This is a genomic window from Sphingobacterium anhuiense (assembly GCF_042686355.1).
GTDB lineage: Bacteria > Bacteroidota > Bacteroidia > Sphingobacteriales > Sphingobacteriaceae > Sphingobacterium > Sphingobacterium anhuiense.
In genome coordinates this window covers 701,959-727,527 of sequence record NZ_JBHUPE010000004.1, presented here as the reverse complement: position 1 = coordinate 727,527, position 25,569 = coordinate 701,959, and the positions used below count along the sequence as shown (strand labels likewise).

Genomic DNA, 25,569 nt, shown 5'->3' with positions numbered 1-25,569 from the left:
TAGTGATCTATCGATGCTACGGTTTTACATAAAAATGAAATAATTCCGGTCTAAGACTGCTTATTTAGATAAATTAGTACCTCCACATATAAATGCAAATTTTAATTATAGTACAAAAGCCCTAGGTATTTAAACATAGGGCTTTTGAAAAGTGATTCATCTCCATCTATCAAATTTATAATGAACCTTTAAATTTGATACCTTTAAAAACCCGGATGGGGTTACCACGCTCTATTTCAGAATGATTATGCCATTGGAGGTCTTTTTCTTGCTTAACAGTCAGATCCTGCATATTCATGATCTTTAACGCAAGACGTTCTGTTGCTAATTTTTTATTTTGTAATTGGGATCTTGTATCCATCGCTACAACCATTATCCCTGTCGGCATATGAAGTGCGCGAACAGCAGAACTAACTTTATTTACATGTTGTTCACCAGGTCCCGAACTTCGTATCATTTGATAAAGAATATCATCTTCCGAAATTGCTACCTCATTCTTCTCATTAACAATAAACAAAGCAATGAACCAATTTTTTCTTTTATGAAAAGTACGAAATGGACTTTTACAAGTCCATTGCAAAGAACCTGTCCACGATTGAAGAAATATATCGATATCGTGTCCTGTTAATTTACAAATTGCAGATCTTATTAACTCCCCCTCACTCTGCTCTTGACTCACAATAGTCACCAATATCTGCTTTTCTAATGCTTCTCTTTTAAAAATACTTAACACCTTTGTAAGGAAAAAGTCACACTCCTTGGGTCCTTTTCCTGAACTTAATTGAATATATACTTCCATTTTATTAACTTTCCATACGGACAAATTTTGGTTTGAAAATTCCCAAAACTGTTACTAATTCTTTTTGATAACTCATCACTTTTTCAATATCCTTATAGGCCATCGGTGATTCGTCCATACTGCCTCCGATAACTTGAACACCAGCATCGGCTAATTTTTTACTCATTGCTGTTTTGGTAAAAAGGGATTTTGCATCAGCTCTCGAATATAATCGTCCCGCACCATGTGAAGCGGAATTTAAGCTTCCCACATGTCCCAAGCCTTCTACTAAGTAGCCTGGTGCGGTCATCGATCCGGGGATAATTCCCAAAATACCTTTACCTGCCGGCGTTGCACCTTTACGATGTACAATACATTCCTGACCATCGACCATTTCCTTCCATGCAAAATTGTGATGATTTTCGATTGTCACTACAATACGCTTACCCAAGGCCTTAGCAATCCGCTGATGGATATTTTCATGACATGCTTTTGCATAGTCTCCTGCCAAATTCATTGCTAACCAATATTCCTGCCCATCATGTGTATTCAGGTCTAACCAAGCAAGGTGCTGTACTTGACGTGGTAAAGGACATTGCTTTTTAGCCAGATATGTATAATGTTTTGCAATATTTGCTCCCAATCCACGAGAACCACTGTGTGACAATACGGCTAAGTATTCACCAGCAACAAGTTTCCATTCAGGTTTGGGGTGTGTAAGTTCAATAATTCCAAATTCAACGAAATGATTTCCACCACCTGAGGTTCCCAGTTGCTTATAAGCTTTGTCTTTCAAACTTTTTAAAAGCGGGATGTCCTGAAATTCGGATCGATAGAATAACTCATGGTCACTTTTGTTTTTATGCGTTTCATACATTCCAAATTTGGTGTGTTCTAATAAGATATTTAAGAGCATAGCATCTTTCCCTCTTATGAACGAGGCTGGCAAATTAAAAATAGACATACTCATACGACATCCAATATCTACACCGACACCATAAGGAATAACAGCCTGATGTGTAGCTAAAACACCCCCAATAGGTAGACCATATCCCGAATGTGCATCGGGCATTAATGCGCCTGCCACTGCAACAGGAAGTTTTAAAGCATCATAGAGTTGAAATTTAGCCTTTTCATCAATCACATCTTCTCCAAAAATCGAAAATGGAGCGCGCTGTTTCAATAACTCCTGCATTTTCACTTCAACGGGCTTGATCAAACCCTCTGCTAACTTGCCCCAAATCCCATGATGCTGAAAGATGCTAGGGTTAGACAATACCGCACTTAATTCTTGTAAGCCAGCTTCTTTCTTCTCACGCTTTCTATAACGTTGTATTTGATTTAAACCAATATTTATTGTATTATTTTGAGGAAAACCTAATTTTATGAGGTCTTTCCCTGAGATTTTACTTCCCATGATTGTATTATAAAATTGAAAAATGTGTTAAAAAAACACAGTGAATATGTGGAAACAAGTTCCAATAATTGTCAATTCGGGAAAATTTGCATGTAAAATATAGAATAAACAAAAAAGCCCGAATTATCTTCGGGCTTTTAATATAATGATTTGATAGAATCCTTTATATCTGGGCACGAAGAACCATGACCGCATCTTTTGCAGTAATGTTAATGGATGTTATAGTAACTATAGACATTTTTTTGTTCTCCGTTTAAAGGGTAATTATTATTTATCGTGACAAATATATTATTTATTTTGAATTAAGTAAAAATTATTTTAAAAAAAATAATACGGCAATGCCTTCTTCTTCAAAATATTCTAAAAAAGTGCTTGATATACACTATTACAATTTTTATTTTAATAGAAAAATTCCGAAAATCACTTTCCGAAATTTTTCACTAAATAGATTTATTACAAATTGATCAATTAATGTCTAAAGTCTGATATGCTTTTGCAAGATTGACTAGTTCTGGTAAAGCTCTGAAAGTAAAATAAGCGATATCATCATCTTGTCTTTCCCGAAGAAGTTTGGTATAAGCATTTACACTTGCATTAATATGTTCCAAAAATAACTTGTTCCACTTACTTTCGGACTCATCACTGTAATATAAAAAAGATTTCTCTCCTGCTTTCCAGATCTGCTCAAACTGATTTTGATCTAGATCAATGGTTTTACCCTTGATAATGTCGACCAATATCGGTTGTGTATTTTTATAATAATTTCTGATCTGTTTGCATAATACAAGTATATCCTTATTCTTACTATGTTTTTCCATCAACTGTGTCATCACCAGCCCCTCAGTTCTCATAAAAACAATGTCTCGCAGTATATGCTCATCTTTATAATCCTGCGAAATAACAGCCGAACTTTGAAAAAGTAAAAATATAGTTATGATAATTGAGTATGTTTTTGAATGTGCTTGCATACGATTTGAATTAATGATAAATATTGGGTTGTCACTATTTTAGTATAATGGAAGCAATAAATGTGCTTTCTTTTGACAATTATCATTAAAACAGGTATTTATAAGAATAAATAAAGAGTTTACCACCTTTAAATGTATTTTTACTTAGAAATTTTTTTAAAGTCCAATTTACAAGTCTACTACACGACATCGAGACCAAGCTAAAATTCTATTATCTTCCTATATTTTCATCATTATATGTAATTATCCTAGATTTAATAATTTCTATAAAATTCATGAACATAAATCCATTAATAAACGAATACTAAAATATATAGCAACTGCATTGCGGTTAAAAAAGACAAATTCACAACTCAATTTCATACTAATTATTTTAGCTTTATTTCATTTTTAAAATTAATTTTAGAATGATTTTTGCATTCAAAAATTAGACTAATTTATTTAGTATTCGAGATCTCACTTACTCTCAGAAATGAGATTAAAAGAGAAAATAAAATAGCTAACATTTTTAGTTTAATTGATAAATTAACTTATTTTCAGTAAGATACAATCAAAAATATTTGTATTTTATTTTTAAGTCATGTTATTAAAAGCGCTATGAATCCCCTTTAAAATCCATATTTAAAACATCTATAATAAGAAGATTTGCCAATGTCATTTTGAACAAAAAAATATGTGGTCGAAAGACAAGTTCATCCATTTAATTTAGATACTTTGCCAGTACTTCATCTATCACCATCTACTCCGCTATAAAAATATTTTACCCTCTGATGCAAGTAAATTCCATTTGAAAAATTTAAAGTCCTTTTTTTTCAACCTCAACACAGGTCACAGGAAACCTTATAATTATATTTTCGATGTTTTTTGTCGCAAACATAACAAGTAGCGTCAGAGGGTTTAAAACAACATAATATCGTAATCAAAAAAAATCCAACCTAGACCATAACTGTATTTTGATACCTAATGAAATATTACGCCCAGGAAGCGGCGCGAGGTATTTCAACAGTGAGTCTTGAGGGCGTGCTTCTACATTTAGCAAATTATGACCCGATAAGTAATATGTAAAAACATACTCCCTAATTTTAAAAGAATAACCAACTTGTGCGGCGAGTAATGAATAAGATGGCATTGCTGGCTCAAGATTTATATTTTTCCCAAGGTAGCGTTGCTTTAAATGATTTCTGTATCAGAAGCATGCCACTCTATCACCAGGAAACTCATTCAAATCAAAATCTCTTGGTGTCAATTTTTCACAGTTCATGCCTCTACTTGGGATGTAACTCTCATCACAAAGTGCGGGTCTAGCTACCCAGTCATGACGATAACCAAAATTGACAGTAAATAAATTATGTTCATATTTCTGCAATACAAAAGCCCCCAATTCTCTACTTAGATTGTTGGGAAGATATTTCTATTCCCCTACCCCATCCATCCATATAAATAAAAAATCAAAATCACTTATAGCTGTCCAATCTATACTGAATTGATGAATTTTACACTTGTATCTGTAGCTAAAGATGGAAATCGATACGACAATACTGTGGGTATATTTTCGGTCAATAGCGATACATGTGCAGTTTTAGTACAGAAAAGCTAGTCATTGCAAGCTGGAAGTTATAAGATTTTAGTTAAAGCCCATACAACTACAGATTTGGAGTTTACTACGGATCTTACTTTGGTTATGTCAGCTGGAGAGTAAACTGGAAACCCATACTATATTATTGACAAAAATAACATTCCAAGCAGGTAACCCCTCGGTTACCTGCTTATCTCATTTTATAGGCATCCCACCATTCATCAAGCATATCGATAACAGGCAGAAGCGTCTTTCCCATTTCACTCAATTTATATTCCACTCGAGGTGGCGATTCCATGTACACTTGTCTGCAGATAATCCCATCACGTTCCAGCTCGCGCAATTGTAACGTTAATGTCGTTTGTGCCATATCTTCCATATCTCTTCGTAACTCACCGAAACGTTTTGGACACTGCTGTGCAATGGTCTTAATCAGTAATGCTTTCCATTTCCCCCCAATAATCTTGAAAATGCCGTTGACATCGCAACAGCTTTCCGAATTTTTGATTTTTTTTTCTTCCATAAAACCTTTATACTGAGCATTAGTACATAAAACGATACTAAGTATGCTTCTTATAACTACTTGATAACGACAATTAACACGCTTAAATTTGATGGATAAAATTACTAAAAACTATCGATATGCGTTTCCAAATTACTGATCTGCTCAAAGTTTCCGTGCTCTCTGCCGGAATATTTTTATTTGTGACAGATCTGTTCATTATTAATGTTTCTTTACCCTCCATGCAGCAATCACTGCAACTCAGCACCAGCGAAACTCAGTGGATCATTATTCTCTACGTCATCGGTTATGCCAGTCTACTTATAAGTTCTGGAAATGCAGGGAATTACTATGGCAGAAAAAAAATGTACCTCATAGGCATGTTGGGGTTCACGATTTCCTCGGTCATCTGCGGTGTTTCCGAACATATATATATCCTGCTTTTTGGCAGACTTTTGCAGGGTGTCAGCTCAGGACTGATGGTTCCACAAGGTATTGCTCTGATAACTTCGCTCTTTAAGCAACAAGAAAAAAGAACGCTAGCACTTGGTATTTATGGAAGTATAGCTGGTATAGCATCCGTACTCGGGCAATTGTTGGGCGGTATCCTGCCCGATCAATCCTGGATCAATGAAAGCTGGAGGTTGATTTTTTTAGTCAATATTCCTGTCGGTATCGTTGCCCTTATATCGGTATATAGTCTTATTCCCCGCATCGAACCTGATGTCAACGCAAAAATTAGTTACCTACCTATGTTCCAATTATTTGGTTTATTGATCGGTTTGGTTTGCCCTTTAATTCTGGGTCCAGAATTGCATTGGCCATTATGGAGCATCCTACTTTTAATAGGTTCTCTTTTACTTTTATTTATATTCCTGAAACAACAAAAAAAACGCGAACAGAATAGTCTTTCATCTCTGATCAATTTCTCATTATTCGACAATAAAATCTTTAATTTAGGTTTGGCAGCGGCATTTGCTTATTACATGGTACAGGATGCGTATTTCATTATCAACTCCAATTACCTCCAGCTATACAAAAACTTTACACCTACTATGACCGGTGTTGCATTTGTTTATCAGGGCATCGGCTATGTCATTGCCAGTATTGTAGTCAGCAAACTTGTACAAAAAAACGGAAAATCAGTCATTTTATATGGGTTAACCATTATGATCAGTGGTTTAATCGCACATTTATACGTTTATAATCAACCCGCAGTTGTCATCTATCAGGTACATGTCCTATTTTTCTATTATGGCCTAGGATGTGGTACCGTACTGCCTTCCCTTATGACAATGGCAATAAAAGATATCAAGACAGATTTGATCGGTACTGCTTCTGGGATTTACCTCACCATTCAGCAACTTTCTATCTGTATGGGTATAGCACTGGTAGTGGGTATTTATTTTCACGATCAAAATAGTGTATTTTTAAGCATGGAAAATCTGAGTCATGCTTACGGTATTTCTGCTGTTATTTCTATTACATTACTGGTAGCTGCTGGTCTTTTTATGGCACTTTTACCTATGCGAAAAACAGGAACTGTAAATTGAAGAATTTATCTTCAATAACTATACGGAATAAATTAATACTTCATAATCTACATTTTTTTATTTATTTTCAACATTTAAACCATCTTAAAACAAAAGTAATTATGAAAAAATCACTCAGTCTAGCACTAGCATCACTATTGGGGCTATCTGTTCAGGCCCAACACAAACTTGATAAAATATGGGAAACAGATAGTATCATCAATCTGCCTGAATCCGTACTACCAGATACCAAAGCAGGTATTTTATATGTATCAATCATGGGTAACAGCTCAGATCAAAAAGATGGTATCGGCGGTATCGGTAAGTTGGATATGAATGGTAAAGTTATCGATCTGGAGTGGATTAATGGTCTTAATGCACCAAAAGGACTTGCCAAGCACGGCAACACGCTTTATGCCGCAGATATAACCGATGTTGTTATTATCGATATCCCCTCAAGCAAAGTGCTTCATAAAATTCCAATAACCGGATCTGCATTCTTAAATGATATCACTGTAACTGACAAGGGTGTGGTTTATGTCTCAGATACCAGAACTAAAAAAATCCACAAGATCATCAACAATAAAGCTGAGGTGTATCTTGAAAATATAGAAGGTGTCAACGGATTAAAGGCAATAGGAAAAGATCTATATATCGCCGGTGGTGATAAACAATTACTTAAAGCTAATGAAAAGAAAGAAATCACAGCTTTAGCAGAACTACCTTGTGGAGGAGATGGTATTGAGCCAGTCGGCAATGGAGATTTCGTATATTCCTGTTGGGGTGGCTACATTTATTATGTATATGCTAATGGCAAATCAGAATTACTTTTAGATAGCACAACAGAAAAGAAAAATACAGCAGATATCGGTTATGATCCAATCAAGAAGATCGTTTATGTACCTACGTTTTTCAAAAAGAGTGTTGCTGCTTATCAACTAAAATAACATAATTTAATTACACCTTTTGTAATAATACTATAGTTGTTTGCAACTACTTTAAACAACTATAGTTTCTTTTTTTTGATCAATAAAATAATTTTGCTTAGATAAAGTATATGAAAAATACATCCAATAAAGATCTATCGTCGATTTAAGTTCTTTATAAAAAAATACGCTATAAATGCGCAAGCTGCACTAGATATGTTAAGTTTTACAATTTATAACGATGACTTCGTGACTTTTCTTTCTCCAGTTTCGTTAAGAAAAAACGTTAATATAATAGCTAGTATTATACCCCCTATCCAGAATAATCCTGTCGATTGAAAATGAGATGATTTGTTTATTCCTAAAGACAGCGTTTGTCCAAAAAACTTACTAAATATAGGATTTAACAGCGTAGTTACACCAAAAGTTATAAAGTTCATCGCTCCGGTAGCGCTACCTTTAACCTCATCAGGATTAGACTCTTTAATAACTGAATAAGGAATCATTGCAGCTCCTGAAGCAACACCAAATATAAAATTAGTAGTATATACAGATATTAGATCTGGAAGAAAAAGAATCTGGCCAATTGCTAAAATCATAACCAGAGCACCAACTAAAAGAACTGGCTTGCGCGCACCAATTTTATCCGTTATATAACCCAATAGCGGGCAACCTATTACCCATCCCATAGGAATCATGGCACTTGCGATTGTTGCTGCATGAAAACTAAAATCTTTATCCTGCTGAAAAAAGGCAACACCCCATGTCATGGCAAATATGGTTGTAGGAGCAAACAATAACCCTGATATCAAACCACATAACCAGGACTGAGGATTAGAAAAAACAACCTTATAGGGCCATAAAATACCTTTTGAATCTATGGTTTTCACAGGTGCATTTTTATCTTCATTTTTCGGTATGATAAGTAATAGACCGAAAGCCACTACGATAGTGATCAAACCAGCTCCTAACCAAAAATCGCTCGTTTGTAGTCCTTTTTCAACCCACGGCCCAACAACAAACTGTCCAGCAGAGCCTGCAAGCATACCTACACATTGTGTAAACCCTATGGCAGTAGCTAGCGACTTCGCAGAAAACCCTTTTGAAGCAAGATACACACATCCCGGAAAGGCAAATGCACAGCCTGCGCCTTGTAATAACCTGCCGGCATTACCAGCAAAAGAACTGGAGAGTACAAAAAGCAGGCAGCCAATACCTAAAATCAATGTACCTGTAAACAAAGAATATTTTGCTCCAAATTTATCAAGAGCAAGACCCGCCAGTAAACTAACAATAGAATAGGTATAATAATAAGTGCCAATAATAGTAATGAGATTAACCGGTGTTACGTTAAATTGCTCAGCCAGTTGGGGTAGCATGACTGCAGGAGATGAACGGATTACATAATCTAAAAAATAGAATAAAAGTCCAAATACCCATGCTATAACATATAATCTGGTGGTTGACGCTACTTTGCTTAGTCCCATTTTACTATTTTTACCTATATCAAAGTTAAGAAATTTTAAGGCGCAGTATTCTATTAATTATATTAAATAATTAATCATGTTTTATCAATAATGAAATTTGTTTTTCTAAATGCTTATTTTGCTGATTAGCTTGTTCCATGGTCAAGCCAGAGGGAATGCCAGGTCTTTTATGTTTAGTATAGCGCAGCAAGGCTAGTTTCATTAGTTCTTGTTTCTTAAGAACAGCCTCATACAACTTGGGTAAATAAGTATGGTTAGCAACGTACTCATCCCACTTGATCACTTGCGGAAATGTAGGATTAAGATAGGAAATAATTGACCTGGCCATTAACCAGTGTCCCTCCTGCTCTGGATGTATACCATCCGGAGCCAGCTTATACGTCGGATCAATCCGTCTTCTGGATTCTAAGTATTTTTTCATGGGAAAATGAAGATCTATAACTTCCCAATTTTTATTGTTCCGCTGTTCTAATAGCCAAGTTGAATATCGATCCAATACTTGATTATATCCGCGGAGACCAATATCTGGATCATCATGAACGGGCGGTGTAATCAATACAATCCGTTTTACACCACTTTTAAGCACCTCCGTATATAAGTTTTCTATACCGTCCTGATAAGCTTTGAAACGCACACTGTCAAAAGGGAGATAAATGCCATCATTCATTCCGTAACATGCAAAAACAACATCAGGTTTGATCTTCTGCAATACACTTTCCAACCGATCGAATAAACATGGTCTTGCAAATTCACCGTTCGCATGATTGTCCTCACTAAGCCCAGAAACAGTCTCACTTGGAAGCCCAAGATTGATTATTGCAGTACCTTTTATAAAATGACTACTTAGAAGAACACTTTCTACCATAGCGACATATCGACCATCATAGGTGATGCTATTTCCAAGAAATAAAATCTTTTCGGCTCGATTCAAATGCAACAGAGAATTAGATTTTTGTTGCGCAACTAAAATCGAACAAAAAAAACTAAAAATTATTAAAAAAGTATAATTTTTCATAAGTGATATATTTATCAGGGAACTTTGCAAGTTAAAAATTTTTGCTATTTTCAAATTAAAATTATGATGTTTGGATTAGTTAACGAATATGATCTGATAATTCTATCTCGAGAGACTAAATATAATATATTGGCTGGTAATTAATAAACTATTTTTGATTAAAATCCTCGAATTTTTGAAGTTAAAAAAACAATAGTAATCACCATTAATACTTTTGAAAAGTTTGATGGAATTAACCAAATGAGCTTTTGCTCTTAAAAATTTCCTCGGTTTAGACCAGGACTTAAAACAGAAAAATTTAATGTTGATTTTGCGATTGTCAAATCGCATATTTAACTTACTATTATGAACAAGGAAATTCAGGATTATATTATTACCTACTATCTCGATCTGATGTCGCCCGAAGAGAAGCTTGCATATAAACATGCTCATTCCACGCTAAAACTAGATGGCAGTGAAAATTTAGAGAAAATGCAACGAATATACCTGAAGACCGGATGGCTTACAAAGGATCAAACCGTATTGAGTCTTCTTAACAATGGTTTAGAAAAATTCAATGAAAATACGGCAACCCGCATATTGCGAGACCATCACCTGGATATCGTTTTCAATTATTGTCCAAAATGCCACAAGCTAGCCCGGACACCAACAGCAAAGCAATGCCGTTTTTGTTTTCACGACTGGCATAAAGAAAATAACAATATAACTGACTGTGATTTATAATTAAACACGTAAATTAAGATGCTTTGCAAAAAAAGCACCGCTACATTTGAAGCATTCTTGAAACAACATGAAGTCCCAATATTTCAGATATCTCCACTGAGACTAATAATTAATTTCCAGCTATTTTTATAAAAGGACATATGCATTATTAAATTTTAATGCAATTAAAGAAGATGAAATATTACTTATAGCAATTATAAAAATAAGTTCTATTTAAATAGTATCTATAAACAAGAGAGCTAAAACAGAAAACAAAGATGAATCTAAAAGTGGCTTTGTTTTCATTTTGTTCAACTATCTTTGCTTTGCATTATTATTTTAACATGAAATTACTAAAAGACCGAATCTTAAAGGATGGTAAAAGCTTTGAAGGCGGAATATTAAAAGTTGATAGTTTTATAAACCATCAGATGGACCCTATTCTTATGAAATCTATAGGTGTTGAGTTTGTCCGTCGCTTTGGGCATCTACCAATTAATAAAATTATAACGATTGAAGCAAGTGGCATTGCTCCTGCAATAATGCTTGGATACTTATTAGAACTTCCCGTGGTATTTGTGAAAAAAACTGTTCCGAAAACAATGAATAATATGTTAACGGCCTCGGTTTATTCTTACACCAAAGATAAAACATATGATATATGTGTAAGTACTGACTTCTTAACTAAAACTGACCAGGTAGTTTTTATCGACGATTTTTTAGCCAACGGAAATGCTTCTATTGGAGTTTATGAACTGGTAAAGAAAGCTGGAGCCACCATGCTGGGTATGGGATTTATTATTGAAAAATCTTTTCAAAAGGGAAATGAGCGCCTACAGGAATTAAATATTCAAATAGAATCTCTCGCACGTATTAAAACATTAGGTGATAATCTTATCGAGTTTGAAGACTAAAAATCACTTCATTCTAATTTAATCTTCTTGCATAACGCTATAGCATCCGGCTATGGAGATCAACATTCTTCATTAATACTAAGAGGCTTTAGTTTTAACACTATAGCCTCATTTTTAAGCTTGTGAAAATCATTTGAGTCTATCTTCTCATGAAGCTGAACTCCACTACATCTTTGTTTTAAAAAAAAAAAATATTTCTAGTCATTTTTAATATTAAAATCCTAAATTGTTTAAACGATACTTTCAAAGCTTATCATATGTCTAATTTTGTTCAATATTTTACATTTCTGTTAAGCAATATCGAACTAAATTATTTTAAATTATACAAACCTATTTTGATATCTACTAAGTCTAGTCTATCGATACTTTACAAATAAAACGTCTTTTTAAATGAAACAAAATAACCTTCGAATTTGTTGATAAGACATTAACTCTTATAATAGGCATTTTTATTAAATGGCTTATATGATGATGATTACTGATGGCTAAAGAGCGATTTATGCTGAAAGATAAGAGATCTGTATAATAATTATGAAGTAATTTGTCATGAAATCAGGTTATAATAGATCGTAACCAGTAATTAAACGATATGAATATGATAGAAAAAACAAAAATTGGTATCTGGATGGACCATTCATTTGCCAACTTGATGGATTATTCAACAAATCCTATGCAAACTAAAACTATTGAATGCAACTTTACCCATGAGGATAAGGAAGAGGCACTAAAACGTAGTGAAAGTGTCATGCATAATAAAAAACAGAATGAGCTATCCGAATATTATAAAGAAATAGCTAAAATAATCAAACAGTATGATGAAGTACTCATTTTTGGTCCAACTGATGCAAAAATTGAGCTATACAATACTATTAAAGATGATCTAGCATATGCTAAAATTAAAATCGGAATAAAACCTGCTGATAAAATGACCGAAAATCAGCAATACGCTTTTGTACGAACATATTTCACCACTAATTAATATTGAACGGATTCTTAAAATATCTGAGGGGAGACAAAACTTGATCAGCACTGAACTCCCCCTCTTGTATGATGTCTAAAAGGTAAATAAAATCTATATCATTTCCTTTCATCGTCCTAAAATACTTTCACCTATTCACTAACCACTCCAAAATTTATGATATTCCTGTTTTATAGCTAAATATATATGAAGAAAAATGCTGATGTTATTATTATTGGTGGAGGCCTTGCAGGTTTAACAGCTGCATTACATTTAACAAAAAAAAGATTAAATGTCACATTAATTGAAAAATATAGTTATCCTCGTCATAAAGTCTGCGGGGAATATCTTTCAAACGAAATATTACCTTATTTGAATTGGTTGAGCTCAGACATTTTACAAGTATATCCAACAAATATTAATAAACTTATATTTACACATCAAAATGGTAAAACTGCAAAAGCAGACTTACCGTTGGGAGGCCTTGGCATCAGCAGGTATTCGCTAGATAATTCTCTATATCTACAAGCAGTAAAAATGGGATGTACCGTTATTAAAGCTACAGTAACAAATGTAACATTTAATGAAAATGCATTCACAGTGATGACCGAAAATCAGATATTAATAGCAGAAATCGTATTGGGAGCATTCGGGAAACGATCAAACGTGGATCAGGTACTAAAACGTAATTTTATGAATAAAACTACCCCGTGGCTAGCCGTAAAAGGACATTATTCCGGAGAATTTCCTGATGATGTAGTAGCATTACACAATTTTAAGGGTGGTTATTGTGGTATTACAAAAGTTGAAGACAATATTATAAATATGTGCTACCTAGCTGATTTAAAATCATTTAAAAAGCACAAGAATATTACAGAATTTGAGCAAAATATTCTTTACAAGAATAAACACATCAAATACTTTTTTGAAAATAGCACATTACTTTTTGATAAACCACTTACAATAAGTCAAATATCATTTGATAAAAAACCGATCATTGAAAACCATATATTAATGATCGGTGATACTGCCGGCCTTATCCATCCCCTCTGTGGCAATGGCATGGCCATGGCTATGCACAGTGCTAAAATTTCGTCAGAGCTAATCGTCGACTATTACACAGGTAAAATCGTATCCCGAAAATTATTAGAAAAAAAATTCGCACAACAATGGAAACAAAATTTCGAAAAGAGACTCTTAATCGGAAACCTGTTATCGAAAGCACTTCAACATCAAACCATCACAACAGTATTGATCAGGATCGCAACGATGTTCCCCTCTCTTCTTCCTTTGATAATAAAGCAAACACACGGTAAAGCAATAACAATCAAATGAGAATAAATACCGATAATAGGACAGAAAAAACCGAATTAATGGATGATTTTTCACTCCAAGGTGAAGAATTACGAGAAGCTCTAGATAAAATTGCAAGCATTAATCAATTTCTTGGAGGCAATAGTATTACACTTAATGGCGTAAAGCAATTATTAGCACAGGTTGATCGATCTAAACATATCACTGTCGCAGATATAGGTTGCGGTAACGGTGATATGTTACGTATGTTAGCCAAATACGGTATTAAGAACAATATTAACTTTAAAATGATCGGTATAGATGCAAATGAATATACGATCAACTATGCTCGAAAATTATCAACAAGCTACGCTAATATTGACTATGTATGCACTGATATATTTGAAGAAAATTTCAAGACATTAAAATACGATATTGCACTTTGCACCTTAACTATTCATCATTTTACTAATGAAAAAATAATAGATTTAATCACTATCTTTAGTCATAATGCCTCTGTAGGAATAGTTATAAACGATTTACAGCGCAGCAAATTGGCTTATAGACTTTACCAAATGGTATGTTTTGTTTTTAGATTAAACAGGATGTTGCAAGAAGATGGATGTACATCGATATTGAGAGGATTTAAAAGAAATGAACTGCAAAGTTTTGCAAGAAAACTAAATTTAAAAAATTATACCATCCAATGGAAATGGGCCTTTCGTTACCAATGGATTATACCTAAAATATGAGTATAAAGATCGTAACTGTTGCAAAACAACTACCGAAATATTCAAGCGATACAGTTGAAGTACTTCCAATGCTAGATACTTGGCTTTATGGACAAGAAACACGTTTTATAAAAAAAGTAAAAAAAATATTTGAAGGTGCGGCAGTAAATACACGGTATTCAATTATGGATCCTATTGAAGTATTTACAGCAACTTCTTTTGAAGATAAAAATAACATTTATAGCCGTGAAGTTATTATCCTTGGTGAACAAGTGCTTGAGAAAGCACTTAAAAAAGCGGGATGGGATCCAAGCACCTTAGACTATATTATTACTGTAAGTTGCACCGGTATTATAATCCCTTCTTTAGATGCGTATCTTATAAATAAACTGAAACTAAGACAGGATATCGTCAGATTGCCAGTTACAGAGATGGGCTGTGTAGCAGGAGTATCGGGTTTGTTATATGCCAAAAACTTCCTCAAAGGCAATCCTAACAAACGAGCCGCAGTAATAGCGATTGAAGCTCCGACTGCTACATTTCAACTGGATGATTTTTCAATGTCAAATATTGTAAGCGCGGCTATTTTTGGTGATGGGGCAGCTTGTTGTCTACTTTCTTCTTATGAAGAAGATTATGGTCCCACCATACTTGATGAACAGATGTATCACTTCTTTAATACGGAGCATATTATGGGATTTAAACTGACCAATAGTGGTTTGAAAATGATACTTGGCACTGAAGTTCCGGATACCATAGCACAACATTTTGGTGATATTATACATCCATTCTTAAAGAAAAATAATTTAGAAATCAGAGACATAGACCATATGATATTTCATCCCGGAGGAAAAAAAATCGTAATGACGGTCGAAAAACTATTTTCAGAGTGGGGTAAAAATATTGATCACACAAAAGAAATATTATTGCAATATGGTAATATGTCAAGTGCAACTGTTCTTTATGTCCTAGAGCGCGTCATGGATAAAAATCCCATACAGGGAGAATTAGGGTTGATGTTAAGTTTTGGTCCAGGATTTTCTGCTCAAGGGCTTTTATTAAAATGGTAATGTACAATGAACGTAAAAGATATTATAGCAAAATTACCCTATAGTAAACCATTTTTATTCGTCGATGAGTTGCTTCATATTGATGAAAATGGAAGTATGGGTACATATACCTTCGATGAAAATCTAGATTTCTATAAGGGACATTTTAAAGAAAAACCGGTTACTCCTGGAGTGATTTTAACAGAAACTATGGCGCAGATAGGTCTTGTTTGTCTCGGCATTTACCTTCTTAATAATGAGCTAAAAAATACTTCAATTGCATTTACATCTGTCGAAATGCAATTTTTAAAACCTGTATATCCAAATGAAAAAGTTACTGTAATTTCTCAAAAAATATATTTTAGATTCGGCAAACTCAAGTGTAACATCAGTATGAAAAACGAAGCCGAACAGATTGTTAGTCAAGGTATATTTTCAGGAATGTTAACCACTGAGCTATGAACCGAGTTGTAATAACGGGATTAGGGGTCGTTGCTCCAAATGGAGTTGGCGTACCTGCTTTTACCGATGCTATTAAAAATGGTATATCTGGAATACGCCAGGATGAACAATTACAGCAATTGCAGTTTTCTTGTCAAATAGCAGGAAAACCCCAAATTACAGATGAAATAAAGTCAGCGTATTTTACCGATCTTGAACTTAGAGGTTTTAACAGTAGCGGAATACTATATGGCGTCATTGCAGGTGTTGAAGCCTGGAAAAATGCTGGACTGCCGATAGAAAATAATAATGAGCCTGATTGGGACAGTGGGACTATATTTGGATCAGGAACATCAGGCATTGATAAATTGCGCGAAAGTATCTATAAAATTGATGATTTACAGACGCGTAAACTTGGTAGCAGTGTTGTTGCTCAAACTATGAATAGTGGTATAAGTGCATATCTGGGCGGAAAATTAGGACTAGGAAATCAGGTAACCACGAATTCTTCGGCATGCGCAACAGGGACCGAAGCAATAATAATGGCCTATGACCGTATAAGATCAGGAAAAGCAAAACGCATATTAGCGGGCAGCACTTCAGATAGCGGCCCCTACATTTGGGCTGGATTTGATGCTTTAAGAGTTTGCAGTTCTAAATATAATGAAGATCCTGAAGCAGGCTCCCGTCCTATGAGTGCAACAGCAGCAGGATTTGTACCTGCATCCGGTGCAGGAGCACTAATTATTGAGGACTTAGAAAGTGCGCTAAAACGAGGGGCAAATATTTACGCAGAAATTCTAGGTGGTAGTGTAAACTGTGGGGGACAGCGGGGAAATGGTACGATGACTGCTCCAAATAGCAAAGCTGTTCAAAGATGCATTATTGATGCTCTCAAAAACGCAGCTATTTCAGCAAATGATATTGACGCAATCAATGGTCATCTTACAGCAACTGCTAAAGATAGTATTGAAATAGAGAACTGGACAAAGGCATTGGGCAGAAGTCATGTTAATTTTCCCTACGTCAATTCATTAAAGAGCTTGATAGGACATTGCCTCAGTGCTGCAGGAAGCATTGAAAGTGTAGCTACAGTGCTGCAACTTCATCATGAGTTTTTATTTGGAAATACAAATTGCGATGATCTACATCCAGAAATAGCAAATCATATTGATGCCTCAAAAATACCGACAAAATCTTTTAACATTAATTTAAATGTAATAGCCAAAGCTAGCTTTGGATTTGGTGATGTGAATGCTTGTGTAATATTTAAAAAATTTGAAATTTAATCTTATGAATAAGGAACAACTAATAGAAAAGTTAAAGGAAATTATCAAACCTTATACCCAAAATAAAGAAGCATATGAAAATCTTACAGAGGACACCGATTTTATCAATGATCTTAACATAAATTCTGCAAATCTAGTAGATATTGTGCTTGATATTGAACAAATTTTTGATGTGGTCATCGATAATGCCGATATGGAACGCATGTTAGATGTTAGGACAGCAGTTGAAATTATAGAAATCAAACTAGCTCAAAAGTGATTGGTAATGATGTTATAGATTTACAACAATCCCGTCAAGAAAGTAACTGGCAACGGAAAGGGTTTCTGGAAAAACTATTTTCAGAAGAAGAACAGTGCTTTATAGCCAATAGTTCTGATCCAGAAATTATAATATGGTTAATGTGGAGCATGAAAGAAGCAGCGTACAAAATCCTAAATAGACAGACAAAAAAAAGAGAATTCATTCCTAAGAAACTGATTTGTAAAATATTATCACAAACCTGTTTTAGTGCAACTGGTCAAGTATTTTATATCGGAAATATCTATCATACAAGAACTTTTTTAGCTGATGATTTTATCCATACTATTGCTGTTAATGACTTAGAAGATCTAGATCTCGTAGTGGAAATAGACAAAAAAGAAATGCTAAAAGATATAAATGGAATACCTTGGTTATGTATTACAAACTCAAATCAATATAAAGCAGCTTCAAATAGCAACCATGGTCGCTTTGAAAAGACAGTGACAATTAAAAGTAAATAATTCTAAATCAGGATCAGTTTAATTGCGAAAGTTGCTGAAACCATTTTTAGACAAGGAAAAACTTTAATGATAATTAAATATGCTCACGAATACATTAGTATCCCTTTTTGAAAGAGATCTGAAAAAATTAATAACTGAAATAGAACTTTACGAAAATGAATCCAATATTTGGCGGATTGAGAAAAAGATCTTGAATTCAGCTGGAAATTTAACCCTCCATTTAATTGGTAACTTAAACACTTATATAGGTAAAGAGATCGGGAAAACTTAACTATGTAAGAAATAGAGATCTTGAATTTTTAGAAAAAAATGTTCCGAGAAAAGATCTAATTACGAAAATAGAAGATACAATTGAAACTATTAGACTTGCACTAAGCCAAATAGCAGATGAAGAATTAGATACCGAATATCCCATTTTAGTGTTTTCAAAAAAGACTTCAACAGAGTTTTTTTTAATTCACCTGACAACCCATCTCGCTTATCATCTCGTACAAATAAATTATCATAGACGTTTAATCGAAAGCTAAAAATAAATAAGTTGAATTTCAATATCAAAAATCCCAAATAAAAATTAGCAATTTAATAACAGAAAGACCAAAAATAAAAATCCGGCTAACTTTTGCTGATTATTTGCCTGCAAGGTTAAGTTGGATACTTTTAGTCAAAATAGGTTTGATTCTAATAACTTGTAAAAGTTTGGGAGAGGCAGATGAATATGACAACTTGATTAATATTATCAAATTAGGGTAATTTTAGAATATTAAAAAAAGCCATTCTTAAAAAGAATGGCTTTACTATTTATGTAAATAAAGGTAGATTTATTTCAATTTCCAGATCGATCCCATCATAATCCAACATTCTTAATATAATTTAAAACGAGGTCGAATTACGCTCCTTCTAAACACTGTAAATGCGCAGGTTGTTTAATAGCAAAAATGAGACCAAAGAAGCTATCTATTAAAAAATAATTATTGTTTTGCATAAAAATGTTTCAGTAAAGCTTACAAATAAAAAACGCAGTAATTTATCGTATTAGATTATCGGAGGAATAATTGTTTTTACCGGAATGTGTTTAAGTCTAAAATATATAAAAATTGACTACTATTCTTTAAAATAAAGTTAATAATCTCTTTTCTATTAACCTGGTAAGTCATACTGTTATTATTATAACTTATAAGGCCATTACAGGGGATTTCCTTTCAAATAGTTCTTAACCACATTACGAATTCATCTTCTTTAGAACCTTTTCAAAAGTATTAATATTTCTACTTGTAAATTGATCTCTGAGTGTCTTTTTACCCAAAATCTTTCCAAATGCTGAATCAAGCGTGTTTCCTTTAGGGACCTGCCAGTAGAAAATATGATTAACTATTGCTGCGCTCTCACTAGTATTTTGTGTCGCGTCCTGAAATTCAGCCATTAAAACTGTTTCTATTCCAGTATCTCCGACAAATGCATAGATATGAAAATCCGTAGTCTTTTCAAAAGGAACACTTTCCCAATATAATACCGTATCACGCTCCGACTTTATAAATAAAACAGCGTCGTAAGAAAAATAAGCTGACATGGACTTTTCCAAAATTAACTTTAATTCGATCTCGTTTTTATGTGATGAAAAAACAATATTACCAGATGCGATTATGGACCTAACATCCTGCATTCCTGCATCCCTAAAAACCTGACATACATCAGTCATCTTCATGTTGGTTCCTTTGACATTTACACCCCTCAGAAAAGCACAGTACTTCATAATTCTTAAAAAATTAAGTCAAAATACATACGATACATCATTATACGTTTATTTACAAATAGGACTCATTCATCAACTTGCAATTTCTTCAATATTAATTTCTCAGTTGGTAAATCGTCTTCAATCCCAATAAAATAACTTTCAAATCCAAATTTGTCAAGTAATTTTTTAGAAGCCATATTTTCTGGATCAATAATTCCAATAACCGCTAAATCAGGATATAAATTATGCGCTACATCTAGTAATTTTCGACATATTAAAGATCCTATTCCATTTCTCCAAAAATTCTTTTTTATAATATAACCTATTTCAAGAATGCTCTCATCATGCTTATATCGCTCCAACTTGCAATCTCCCACAAATTCATTTTCATCAGTAAGAACCTTAAAATATCCTAATTCAAGTTCCTTACTATTGATTTCAAGAATACGATCGAACTTTGCTCTAGCCTGATTTTCATTCAATCCATTCCCAGAAATATATTTCATTAAAGCATCTTCACAAACAAGTGTTTTGAAAGAGTTAAAATCTTCCGATCCATACTTCTGTAAGTTTATTTTCATTATCTTCTATGATAAAGTGATTTATAAAACAATATTACGTCTAAAAGCACAACCCAGCTCGATAATAGTTTCCGTTTTGGCAATACCTGCAATACTGTCTATTTTCTCATACAATAATTGTCTCATATGCTCATGATCTTTAGCGATGATCTTTAAATATAGCGTATAATTTCCAGTAATATAGTAACATTCTGTTACCTCAGGAATTTTATGAAGCTCCTCAATTATTCTTTTTGAATCATGATCTTTTTCAAGAGATATTCCAGTAAAAGCTCCCCAATCGTAACCCAATTTTTTTTCGTCCAAAACAGGCTTAATTCCCGTAAGAATACCTTGATCCATAAGGCGTGTAATACGCTGATGGACCATTGTATTGGAAACTCCTAGCTCTGTAGCTATAGCAGAATACGCCATGCGTCCGTCTGCTTCGAGCTGTTTCAAAATCTGTATATCAAAATCATCCAAATGATTCATGGTTATTTTTAATTATTAAGTTTAGAGTTAAATTAAATTTAATAAGCTACTAATTGAGTGAATTTAAATCCATATTAGGCTATTAAAATTAAATATCGTACATTTATTTCATAATTCCAATTACAAATAATATGGCAGACTTAACAAATTTAGCAAAAAGCAATGCATTCATTGCAAAGGAAAATAAATATGGTGCCCACAATTATCATCCCTTACCTGTGGTTTTAGCAAAAGGGAAAGGAGTATTTGTCTGGGATGTTGAAGAAAACCGATACTTTGATTTTCTTTCGGCATACTCAGCGGTAAATCAAGGACATTGTCATCCAAGGATTATTAAAGCCTTAACCCAACAAGCTGAAAAGCTTACCTTAACTTCTAGAGCATTTTATAGTGATAAATTAGGTGATTTTGAAGAGTATCTTTGTAATCTGTTTGGTTATGATAAAGCTTTAATTATGAATTCCGGTGTTGAAGCCGTAGAAACAGCCATGAAGTTATGCCGTAAGTGGGCTTACTTAGTTAAAGGGCTTCCTGCAAATCAAGCCAAAATAGTCTTCGCAAGTGGTAACTTCCATGGTAGAACAATATCCGTAATTTCTGCTTCAAATGATGATTCGGCAAGAAAAGATTTTGGACCTTTCTTAGATGGGGTTACACAAGTGCCTTATAACGACGTTCAAGCATTTGAAGAATTACTAAAAAATGATACGAACATTGCTGGGTTTATTGTTGAACCCATTCAGGGCGAAGCTGGAATTATCGTTCCAAGTGATGATTATCTTTCTCGTATAAAAGCACTTTGCAAAGACTACAACGTATTATTTATAGTCGATGAAATTCAAACTGGTATTGCAAGAACAGGAAATATGCTAGCCTCTTTTGATATTAAAGATACCAATTCAAATACAAAGCCTGATGTTTTAATTTTAGGAAAAGCACTTTCTGGAGGAGTACTTCCGGTTTCTGCTGTTCTAGCAGACGATTCTATTATGCTGACTATAAAAGCTGGAGAACATGGTTCAACATATGGTGGGAATCCCCTAGCCTGTGCAGTATCCATGGAAGCTCTTCAAGTGATCATAGATGAGGATTTAGCATTAAATGCTGAAAAAATGGGTATAATATTCAGAGAAGGCATTCAAGAAATGATGATAAGATGTCCCATAATTAAAGAAGTCAGAGGAAAAGGATTATTAAATGCAATTGTAATAGATAGCAAAGAAGAAGATAATACTGCTTGGGAAATTTGTCTAAAATTTAAGGAAAATGGATTATTAGCCAAACCTACTCACGGTAATAAAATTAGATTAGCTCCCCCATTAGTAATAACAGAAGATCAAATTACGGAAAGTCTATCAATTATAGAAAAATCACTTCATCAATTTGCACAAAAAATATGAATAGATCGATTAAATTAATTAAAAATAGATCGGATATTGGAGCAGGTACCCGCGGTTCCGACCTAGGGATTGACGCTATCGAAATTGCTGCAATTAATAAAGGAAGCCAATACTTCAATAACTATAATTTTATAGATATACAAACGCGCAATAACACAGTTTATGATCCGCTTGTTAATCCATTTGGTAAGAGAATAAAGCAGGTCTTACAGCAGTGCAAATTATTGGCAATAGCTGTTGAAGATAGCTTACTAGAAGAACAGTTTCCCCTGGTTTTTTCAGGAGACCATTCATCTGCAATTGGTACCATTAGTGGTATAAAGTCGGCATATCCAGAAAAAACATTAGGAGTAATATGGATAGATGCCCATGCTGATTTACATTCACCCTATACCACACCTTCTGGTAATTTACATGGAATGCCTTTAGCGGCGGTATTAGGGACGGACAATTTAGAAAATCAAATTAATAATGTTGATGCAGAAACCAAACAATATTGGAATAAATTAAAAACAATAGGAACTTCCCAAGCTAAAATAATAGCAGAACACCTGATCTACTTTGGTGTTCGCGATACCGAATTACCAGAAGAAAATCTAATTGCGGAACTGAATATAAAAAAATACCAAGTAGAGCAATTACGTGATATGGGAATAAAATCCTGTGTTCAGAGCACCCTTCAGCAATTGGAAGGATGTGACCATATTTATGTTTCATTTGACGTTGACAGTATGGACAGCGAGCTAATTTCTAACGGTACTGGTACACCAGTACCCAAAGGATTTAATCAAACGGAAATAACATCATTGCTTCAAGAAATTATTGCATCTAATAAAGTGGTTTGCTTAGAATTTGTAGAGGTAAATCCCCTTTTAGACAGTCAAGGGAATAGAATGGCAGAGGTTGCGTTTGAAATTTTAGACCAAGTGACAGCATCTATTGAAACTTTAAAATCAGTATCATAATTTCGATATGATTTCTTGGAATTGAACAATTGAAAATAAGAATTATTAGTTTCTAATTTCAATTGTTCAATTATTGTTATGCAGAGAATTCGCAACCATTTAACCCAATATACAATGATTCAGCATGTAACATTCTAATTAAAAATTTGTAACATTGTTACTATAAGTATTTAAGATACAAAATAAAATGGTAAGATAAATTTAAACTGATCTACTATTTGTTATATACCTTAAATATATTGGCTAAAAAAATGTTATGATCGGCAAATTTTTCAGAAAATTCTATTTAGACATAGTCATCTGGACCATTTTATTGTTACTTCCCTTTATCACCTATCTCTATCAACCAGATAAGATTTCGGAGTTTAAGCCCTACTCTGCTCTATCTCATCTAGCCAATATAATATTTTTGGCAACAAATTTTTATTTACACTGCTATTATGTCGCACCAAAATACTTCTTTACACGCAGAAAGTTTCTGGTGCTTTTAATTGCTTGTGCTTTTTTATCCTATGTCGCGCTAAACTATGCTATTGTATACTTTAATCCTAATGGAGAATTGGCACATTTCACAAAAGAAAATATACTTTTCGTGCGACTAGTGATCGGGCCTGGAATTATATATTCACTTTGTTTAATTACCTCATCCATGATTTTTCTATATGGGGAACAGGCCAGGCAAAAAGAATTAAATAAGCAGATTGCTTTGGAGAAAACAAAAGCAGAATTAACAATTCTAAAACTTCAGATCAGTCCACATTTCCTATTCAACACCCTTAACAACATCCGCTGGTTGATCCGTAAACAATCACCAGATTCTGAAGATACGATCGTCAAATTATCCGAAATATTGCGGTACATTCTCTATGAAGTTGATGGTGCAAAAGTAGAGCTCTTTAAGGAAATCGAGCATATGCAGAATTTTATTGCCTTACAAACACTCCGTCTTCCGATAGCTGGAAATGTGGATCTCGAAATTGAATCTAATCTAAAAAATAGATTGATACCACCTTTACTATTTATTCATTTTGTAGAGAATGCATTCAAATATGGTGTAGACAGTAAAAACAGTCCAGAAATCAAGTTTCAATTCGCACAGATTCCAGGCGGTATAATTTTTAAGTCCAGCAATAAAATACTACAGCATACAGAACTTCGAACAAGTGAAGGAATTGGATTAACCAATGTTCAGCGTCGCTTGCAACTGTTATATCCAAATCGTCATGATCTTTCCATTACAAAAACGGATGACGGTTATTTCCAGGTACTACTCAAATTGATGACCGATGAAAATTAAATGCTTACTTATAGACGACGAACCATTTGCTTTAAACATCTTAGAAGACGATTTATTAAGCTTTGACAAGGTTGAAATACTGCACAAGTTTAACTCGCCAATCGATGTCGTCGATTACTTGAGAGATCATGAAGTCGATCTGATTTTCTTGGATATACAAATGCCGGAAAAATTAGGAACACAATTTATCCGGGAAATTACTAATCCACCTTTATTTATATTCACTACGGCATATCATCAATATGCTGTGGAGGGTTTTGAATTGAATGCAGTGGATTATCTATTGAAACCCATTGCAAAAGAAAGATTGACTAGCGCTATTCGAAAGGTTGAAGACATTATGCTTTTACGAGCAAATCAAAATAATACAGTAGATCACATCGTCGTCAATGTTGAGTATAAAAAGATTAAAATATTTATCAATGAAATAAGTTACATAGAAGGATTAAAAGATTATGTTAAAATCTATATGGTAAATCGAGATGCTCCACTTCTTACCCGTAGTAACCTAAGAGGTATGGAAAAAATTCTGCCAGTAAAAGATTTTTTAAGAATCCATAATTCATATATAGTAAACAAAAATAGAATTCAGCACGTCGCTCTAACGAAATTAACACTTCCTGAGATTGCACTGCCAGTAGGCAAAAAATATGTTGGAAATATAGAAATTTTCTAAATTAAATTCTCTTGTCGATAATAACATTTATTTCAATAACTTCATTCGTCTACACATTTACGCTGTCTGTCTACAGATCATTGTGTAGATTAAAAATCCTTCTC

At 33.7% G+C, this 25,569-nt stretch carries 26 protein-coding genes; 17 read left to right on the top strand and 9 right to left on the bottom strand.

Annotation, left to right across the window (positions count from 1 at the left end):
• Positions 1-175: 175 nt before the first annotated feature.
• The 4 genes from prfH to ACFS6I_RS08690 form a co-directional block, all read right to left on the bottom strand.
• Positions 176-799, bottom strand: coding sequence for a peptide chain release factor H (gene prfH, locus ACFS6I_RS08705; protein WP_380919698.1), 624 nt, complete (start codon positions 797-799; stop codon positions 176-178).
• A gap of 4 nt (positions 800-803) precedes the next feature.
• Entirely contained in the window at positions 804-2,195 is a 1,392-nt protein-coding gene (locus tag ACFS6I_RS08700) for an RtcB family protein (protein ID WP_380919696.1), read from the bottom strand.
• A 464-nt stretch (positions 2,196-2,659) separates the two neighbouring features.
• A complete protein-coding gene (locus ACFS6I_RS08695; RefSeq protein ID WP_021188363.1) occupies positions 2,660-3,163 on the bottom strand; it encodes a hypothetical protein in 504 nt (167 codons plus the stop codon).
• 1,766 nt (positions 3,164-4,929) lie between these two features.
• On the bottom strand, positions 4,930-5,262 hold the full coding sequence (locus ACFS6I_RS08690) for a winged helix-turn-helix transcriptional regulator (RefSeq protein WP_021188358.1): 333 nt from the start codon (positions 5,260-5,262) through the stop codon (positions 4,930-4,932).
• A 119-nt stretch (positions 5,263-5,381) separates the two neighbouring features.
• On the opposite strand from ACFS6I_RS08690, the gene ACFS6I_RS08685 reads away from it, so the two are divergent.
• On the top strand, positions 5,382-6,794 hold the full coding sequence (locus ACFS6I_RS08685; protein ID WP_380919694.1) for an MFS transporter: 1,413 nt from the start codon (positions 5,382-5,384) through the stop codon (positions 6,792-6,794).
• 101 nt (positions 6,795-6,895) lie between these two features.
• Positions 6,896-7,720 (top strand): ATP-binding protein, encoded by an 825-nt coding sequence (locus ACFS6I_RS08680; RefSeq protein ID WP_380919692.1) that lies wholly within the window; start codon positions 6,896-6,898, stop codon positions 7,718-7,720.
• A 212-nt stretch (positions 7,721-7,932) separates the two neighbouring features.
• Here ACFS6I_RS08680 and ACFS6I_RS08675 read toward each other — a convergent pair whose 3' ends face one another.
• Complete coding sequence (locus tag ACFS6I_RS08675) at positions 7,933-9,186, bottom strand: MFS transporter (protein WP_380919690.1); 1,254 nt, start codon at positions 9,184-9,186, stop codon at positions 7,933-7,935.
• Between the two features lie 70 nt (positions 9,187-9,256).
• Positions 9,257-10,201 carry an SGNH/GDSL hydrolase family protein gene (locus ACFS6I_RS08670; RefSeq protein ID WP_380919688.1) on the bottom strand — a complete coding sequence of 315 codons (945 nt, stop codon included), beginning with the start codon at positions 10,199-10,201 and terminating at the stop codon, positions 9,257-9,259.
• Between the two features lie 345 nt (positions 10,202-10,546).
• On the opposite strand from ACFS6I_RS08670, the gene ACFS6I_RS08665 reads away from it, so the two are divergent.
• The 11 genes from ACFS6I_RS08665 to ACFS6I_RS08615 all read left to right on the top strand — a co-directional run bounded on the left by ACFS6I_RS08665 (position 10,547) and on the right by ACFS6I_RS08615 (position 18,867).
• Positions 10,547-10,924, top strand: a complete 378-nt coding sequence (locus ACFS6I_RS08665) for a hypothetical protein (protein ID WP_132768357.1) — start codon at positions 10,547-10,549, stop codon at positions 10,922-10,924.
• A gap of 323 nt (positions 10,925-11,247) precedes the next feature.
• Positions 11,248-11,817: a xanthine phosphoribosyltransferase gene (gene xpt / locus ACFS6I_RS08660; protein WP_380919686.1), complete on the top strand. Its 570-nt coding sequence runs from the start codon at positions 11,248-11,250 to the stop codon at positions 11,815-11,817.
• A 595-nt stretch (positions 11,818-12,412) separates the two neighbouring features.
• Entirely contained in the window at positions 12,413-12,796 is a 384-nt protein-coding gene (locus ACFS6I_RS08655; protein ID WP_380919684.1) for a hypothetical protein, read from the top strand.
• Positions 12,797-12,982: 186 nt separating this feature from the next.
• Positions 12,983-14,110, top strand: a complete 1,128-nt coding sequence (locus ACFS6I_RS08650) for an NAD(P)/FAD-dependent oxidoreductase (RefSeq protein ID WP_380919682.1) — start codon at positions 12,983-12,985, stop codon at positions 14,108-14,110.
• Positions 14,107-14,820: a methyltransferase domain-containing protein gene (locus ACFS6I_RS08645; protein WP_380919680.1), complete on the top strand. Its 714-nt coding sequence runs from the start codon at positions 14,107-14,109 to the stop codon at positions 14,818-14,820. The genes ACFS6I_RS08650 and ACFS6I_RS08645 overlap by 4 nt, the downstream gene beginning before the upstream one ends.
• Positions 14,817-15,869: a type III polyketide synthase gene (locus ACFS6I_RS08640; RefSeq protein WP_380919678.1), complete on the top strand. Its 1,053-nt coding sequence runs from the start codon at positions 14,817-14,819 to the stop codon at positions 15,867-15,869. The genes ACFS6I_RS08645 and ACFS6I_RS08640 overlap by 4 nt, the downstream gene beginning before the upstream one ends.
• A gap of 6 nt (positions 15,870-15,875) precedes the next feature.
• Positions 15,876-16,310 carry a 3-hydroxyacyl-ACP dehydratase FabZ family protein gene (locus ACFS6I_RS08635; RefSeq protein WP_168126650.1) on the top strand — a complete coding sequence of 145 codons (435 nt, stop codon included), beginning with the start codon at positions 15,876-15,878 and terminating at the stop codon, positions 16,308-16,310.
• Positions 16,307-17,578 (top strand): beta-ketoacyl-[acyl-carrier-protein] synthase family protein, encoded by a 1,272-nt coding sequence (locus ACFS6I_RS08630; RefSeq protein ID WP_380919676.1) that lies wholly within the window; start codon positions 16,307-16,309, stop codon positions 17,576-17,578. The genes ACFS6I_RS08635 and ACFS6I_RS08630 overlap by 4 nt, the downstream gene beginning before the upstream one ends.
• Before the next feature lie 4 nt (positions 17,579-17,582).
• Positions 17,583-17,837 carry an acyl carrier protein gene (locus ACFS6I_RS08625; protein WP_380919674.1) on the top strand — a complete coding sequence of 85 codons (255 nt, stop codon included), beginning with the start codon at positions 17,583-17,585 and terminating at the stop codon, positions 17,835-17,837.
• Positions 17,834-18,340, top strand: coding sequence for a 4'-phosphopantetheinyl transferase family protein (locus ACFS6I_RS08620; protein WP_380919672.1), 507 nt, complete (start codon positions 17,834-17,836; stop codon positions 18,338-18,340). The genes ACFS6I_RS08625 and ACFS6I_RS08620 overlap by 4 nt, the downstream gene beginning before the upstream one ends.
• A gap of 329 nt (positions 18,341-18,669) precedes the next feature.
• Positions 18,670-18,867, top strand: a complete 198-nt coding sequence (locus ACFS6I_RS08615) for a hypothetical protein (RefSeq protein WP_380920903.1) — start codon at positions 18,670-18,672, stop codon at positions 18,865-18,867.
• Positions 18,868-19,559: 692 nt separating this feature from the next.
• Here the strand turns inward: ACFS6I_RS08615 and ACFS6I_RS08610 are convergent.
• The 3 genes from ACFS6I_RS08610 to ACFS6I_RS08600 all read right to left on the bottom strand — a co-directional run bounded on the left by ACFS6I_RS08610 (position 19,560) and on the right by ACFS6I_RS08600 (position 21,127).
• Complete coding sequence (locus ACFS6I_RS08610; RefSeq protein ID WP_380919670.1) at positions 19,560-20,090, bottom strand: DUF1697 domain-containing protein; 531 nt, start codon at positions 20,088-20,090, stop codon at positions 19,560-19,562.
• A gap of 65 nt (positions 20,091-20,155) precedes the next feature.
• The gene (locus tag ACFS6I_RS08605; protein WP_380919668.1) at positions 20,156-20,653 is read right to left on the bottom strand and encodes a GNAT family N-acetyltransferase; all 498 of its coding nucleotides are present in this window, start codon (positions 20,651-20,653) and stop codon (positions 20,156-20,158) included.
• A gap of 21 nt (positions 20,654-20,674) precedes the next feature.
• Positions 20,675-21,127, bottom strand: a complete 453-nt coding sequence (locus tag ACFS6I_RS08600; RefSeq protein ID WP_132768379.1) for an Lrp/AsnC family transcriptional regulator — start codon at positions 21,125-21,127, stop codon at positions 20,675-20,677.
• Positions 21,128-21,258: 131 nt separating this feature from the next.
• Between ACFS6I_RS08600 and rocD the strand changes: the two genes are divergently transcribed.
• The 4 genes from rocD to ACFS6I_RS08580 all read left to right on the top strand — a co-directional run bounded on the left by rocD (position 21,259) and on the right by ACFS6I_RS08580 (position 25,465).
• Positions 21,259-22,527: an ornithine--oxo-acid transaminase gene (rocD, locus tag ACFS6I_RS08595; protein WP_380919665.1), complete on the top strand. Its 1,269-nt coding sequence runs from the start codon at positions 21,259-21,261 to the stop codon at positions 22,525-22,527.
• The gene (locus ACFS6I_RS08590; protein ID WP_168126653.1) at positions 22,524-23,492 is read left to right on the top strand and encodes an arginase; all 969 of its coding nucleotides are present in this window, start codon (positions 22,524-22,526) and stop codon (positions 23,490-23,492) included. The genes rocD and ACFS6I_RS08590 overlap by 4 nt, the downstream gene beginning before the upstream one ends.
• A gap of 256 nt (positions 23,493-23,748) precedes the next feature.
• The gene (locus tag ACFS6I_RS08585; RefSeq protein WP_132768384.1) at positions 23,749-24,789 is read left to right on the top strand and encodes a sensor histidine kinase; all 1,041 of its coding nucleotides are present in this window, start codon (positions 23,749-23,751) and stop codon (positions 24,787-24,789) included.
• A complete protein-coding gene (locus ACFS6I_RS08580) occupies positions 24,779-25,465 on the top strand; it encodes a LytR/AlgR family response regulator transcription factor (protein WP_380919662.1) in 687 nt (228 codons plus the stop codon). Before ACFS6I_RS08585 ends, ACFS6I_RS08580 begins: the two co-directional genes overlap by 11 nt.
• Positions 25,466-25,569: the final 104 nt, after the last annotated feature.

What these genes read in the sequence shown, in the direction of transcription:
- xpt (WP_380919686.1), top strand. Translation starts at nt 11,248, where the DNA reads ATGAAATTACTAAAAGACCGAATCTTAAAGGATGGTAAAAGCTTTGAA.
- ACFS6I_RS08605 (WP_380919668.1), bottom strand. Translation starts at nt 20,653, where the DNA reads ATGAAAATAAACTTACAGAAGTATGGATCGGAAGATTTTAACTCTTTC.
- ACFS6I_RS08635 (WP_168126650.1), top strand. Translation starts at nt 15,876, where the DNA reads ATGAACGTAAAAGATATTATAGCAAAATTACCCTATAGTAAACCATTT.
- rocD (WP_380919665.1), top strand. Translation starts at nt 21,259, where the DNA reads ATGGCAGACTTAACAAATTTAGCAAAAAGCAATGCATTCATTGCAAAG.
- ACFS6I_RS08585 (WP_132768384.1), top strand. Translation starts at nt 23,749, where the DNA reads ATGATCGGCAAATTTTTCAGAAAATTCTATTTAGACATAGTCATCTGG.
- ACFS6I_RS08645 (WP_380919680.1), top strand. Translation starts at nt 14,107, where the DNA reads ATGAGAATAAATACCGATAATAGGACAGAAAAAACCGAATTAATGGAT.
- ACFS6I_RS08610 (WP_380919670.1), bottom strand. Translation starts at nt 20,090, where the DNA reads ATGAAGTACTGTGCTTTTCTGAGGGGTGTAAATGTCAAAGGAACCAAC.
- ACFS6I_RS08675 (WP_380919690.1), bottom strand. Translation starts at nt 9,186, where the DNA reads ATGGGACTAAGCAAAGTAGCGTCAACCACCAGATTATATGTTATAGCA.
- ACFS6I_RS08650 (WP_380919682.1), top strand. Translation starts at nt 12,983, where the DNA reads ATGAAGAAAAATGCTGATGTTATTATTATTGGTGGAGGCCTTGCAGGT.
- ACFS6I_RS08630 (WP_380919676.1), top strand. Translation starts at nt 16,307, where the DNA reads ATGAACCGAGTTGTAATAACGGGATTAGGGGTCGTTGCTCCAAATGGA.
- prfH (WP_380919698.1), bottom strand. Translation starts at nt 799, where the DNA reads ATGGAAGTATATATTCAATTAAGTTCAGGAAAAGGACCCAAGGAGTGT.
- ACFS6I_RS08665 (WP_132768357.1), top strand. Translation starts at nt 10,547, where the DNA reads ATGAACAAGGAAATTCAGGATTATATTATTACCTACTATCTCGATCTG.
- ACFS6I_RS08580 (WP_380919662.1), top strand. Translation starts at nt 24,779, where the DNA reads ATGAAAATTAAATGCTTACTTATAGACGACGAACCATTTGCTTTAAAC.
- ACFS6I_RS08655 (WP_380919684.1), top strand. Translation starts at nt 12,413, where the DNA reads ATGATAGAAAAAACAAAAATTGGTATCTGGATGGACCATTCATTTGCC.
- ACFS6I_RS08625 (WP_380919674.1), top strand. Translation starts at nt 17,583, where the DNA reads ATGAATAAGGAACAACTAATAGAAAAGTTAAAGGAAATTATCAAACCT.
- ACFS6I_RS08640 (WP_380919678.1), top strand. Translation starts at nt 14,817, where the DNA reads ATGAGTATAAAGATCGTAACTGTTGCAAAACAACTACCGAAATATTCA.
- ACFS6I_RS08670 (WP_380919688.1), bottom strand. Translation starts at nt 10,201, where the DNA reads ATGAAAAATTATACTTTTTTAATAATTTTTAGTTTTTTTTGTTCGATT.
- ACFS6I_RS08690 (WP_021188358.1), bottom strand. Translation starts at nt 5,262, where the DNA reads ATGGAAGAAAAAAAAATCAAAAATTCGGAAAGCTGTTGCGATGTCAAC.
- ACFS6I_RS08600 (WP_132768379.1), bottom strand. Translation starts at nt 21,127, where the DNA reads ATGAATCATTTGGATGATTTTGATATACAGATTTTGAAACAGCTCGAA.
- ACFS6I_RS08695 (WP_021188363.1), bottom strand. Translation starts at nt 3,163, where the DNA reads ATGCAAGCACATTCAAAAACATACTCAATTATCATAACTATATTTTTA.
- ACFS6I_RS08700 (WP_380919696.1), bottom strand. Translation starts at nt 2,195, where the DNA reads ATGGGAAGTAAAATCTCAGGGAAAGACCTCATAAAATTAGGTTTTCCT.
- ACFS6I_RS08685 (WP_380919694.1), top strand. Translation starts at nt 5,382, where the DNA reads ATGCGTTTCCAAATTACTGATCTGCTCAAAGTTTCCGTGCTCTCTGCC.
- ACFS6I_RS08590 (WP_168126653.1), top strand. Translation starts at nt 22,524, where the DNA reads ATGAATAGATCGATTAAATTAATTAAAAATAGATCGGATATTGGAGCA.
- ACFS6I_RS08680 (WP_380919692.1), top strand. Translation starts at nt 6,896, where the DNA reads ATGAAAAAATCACTCAGTCTAGCACTAGCATCACTATTGGGGCTATCT.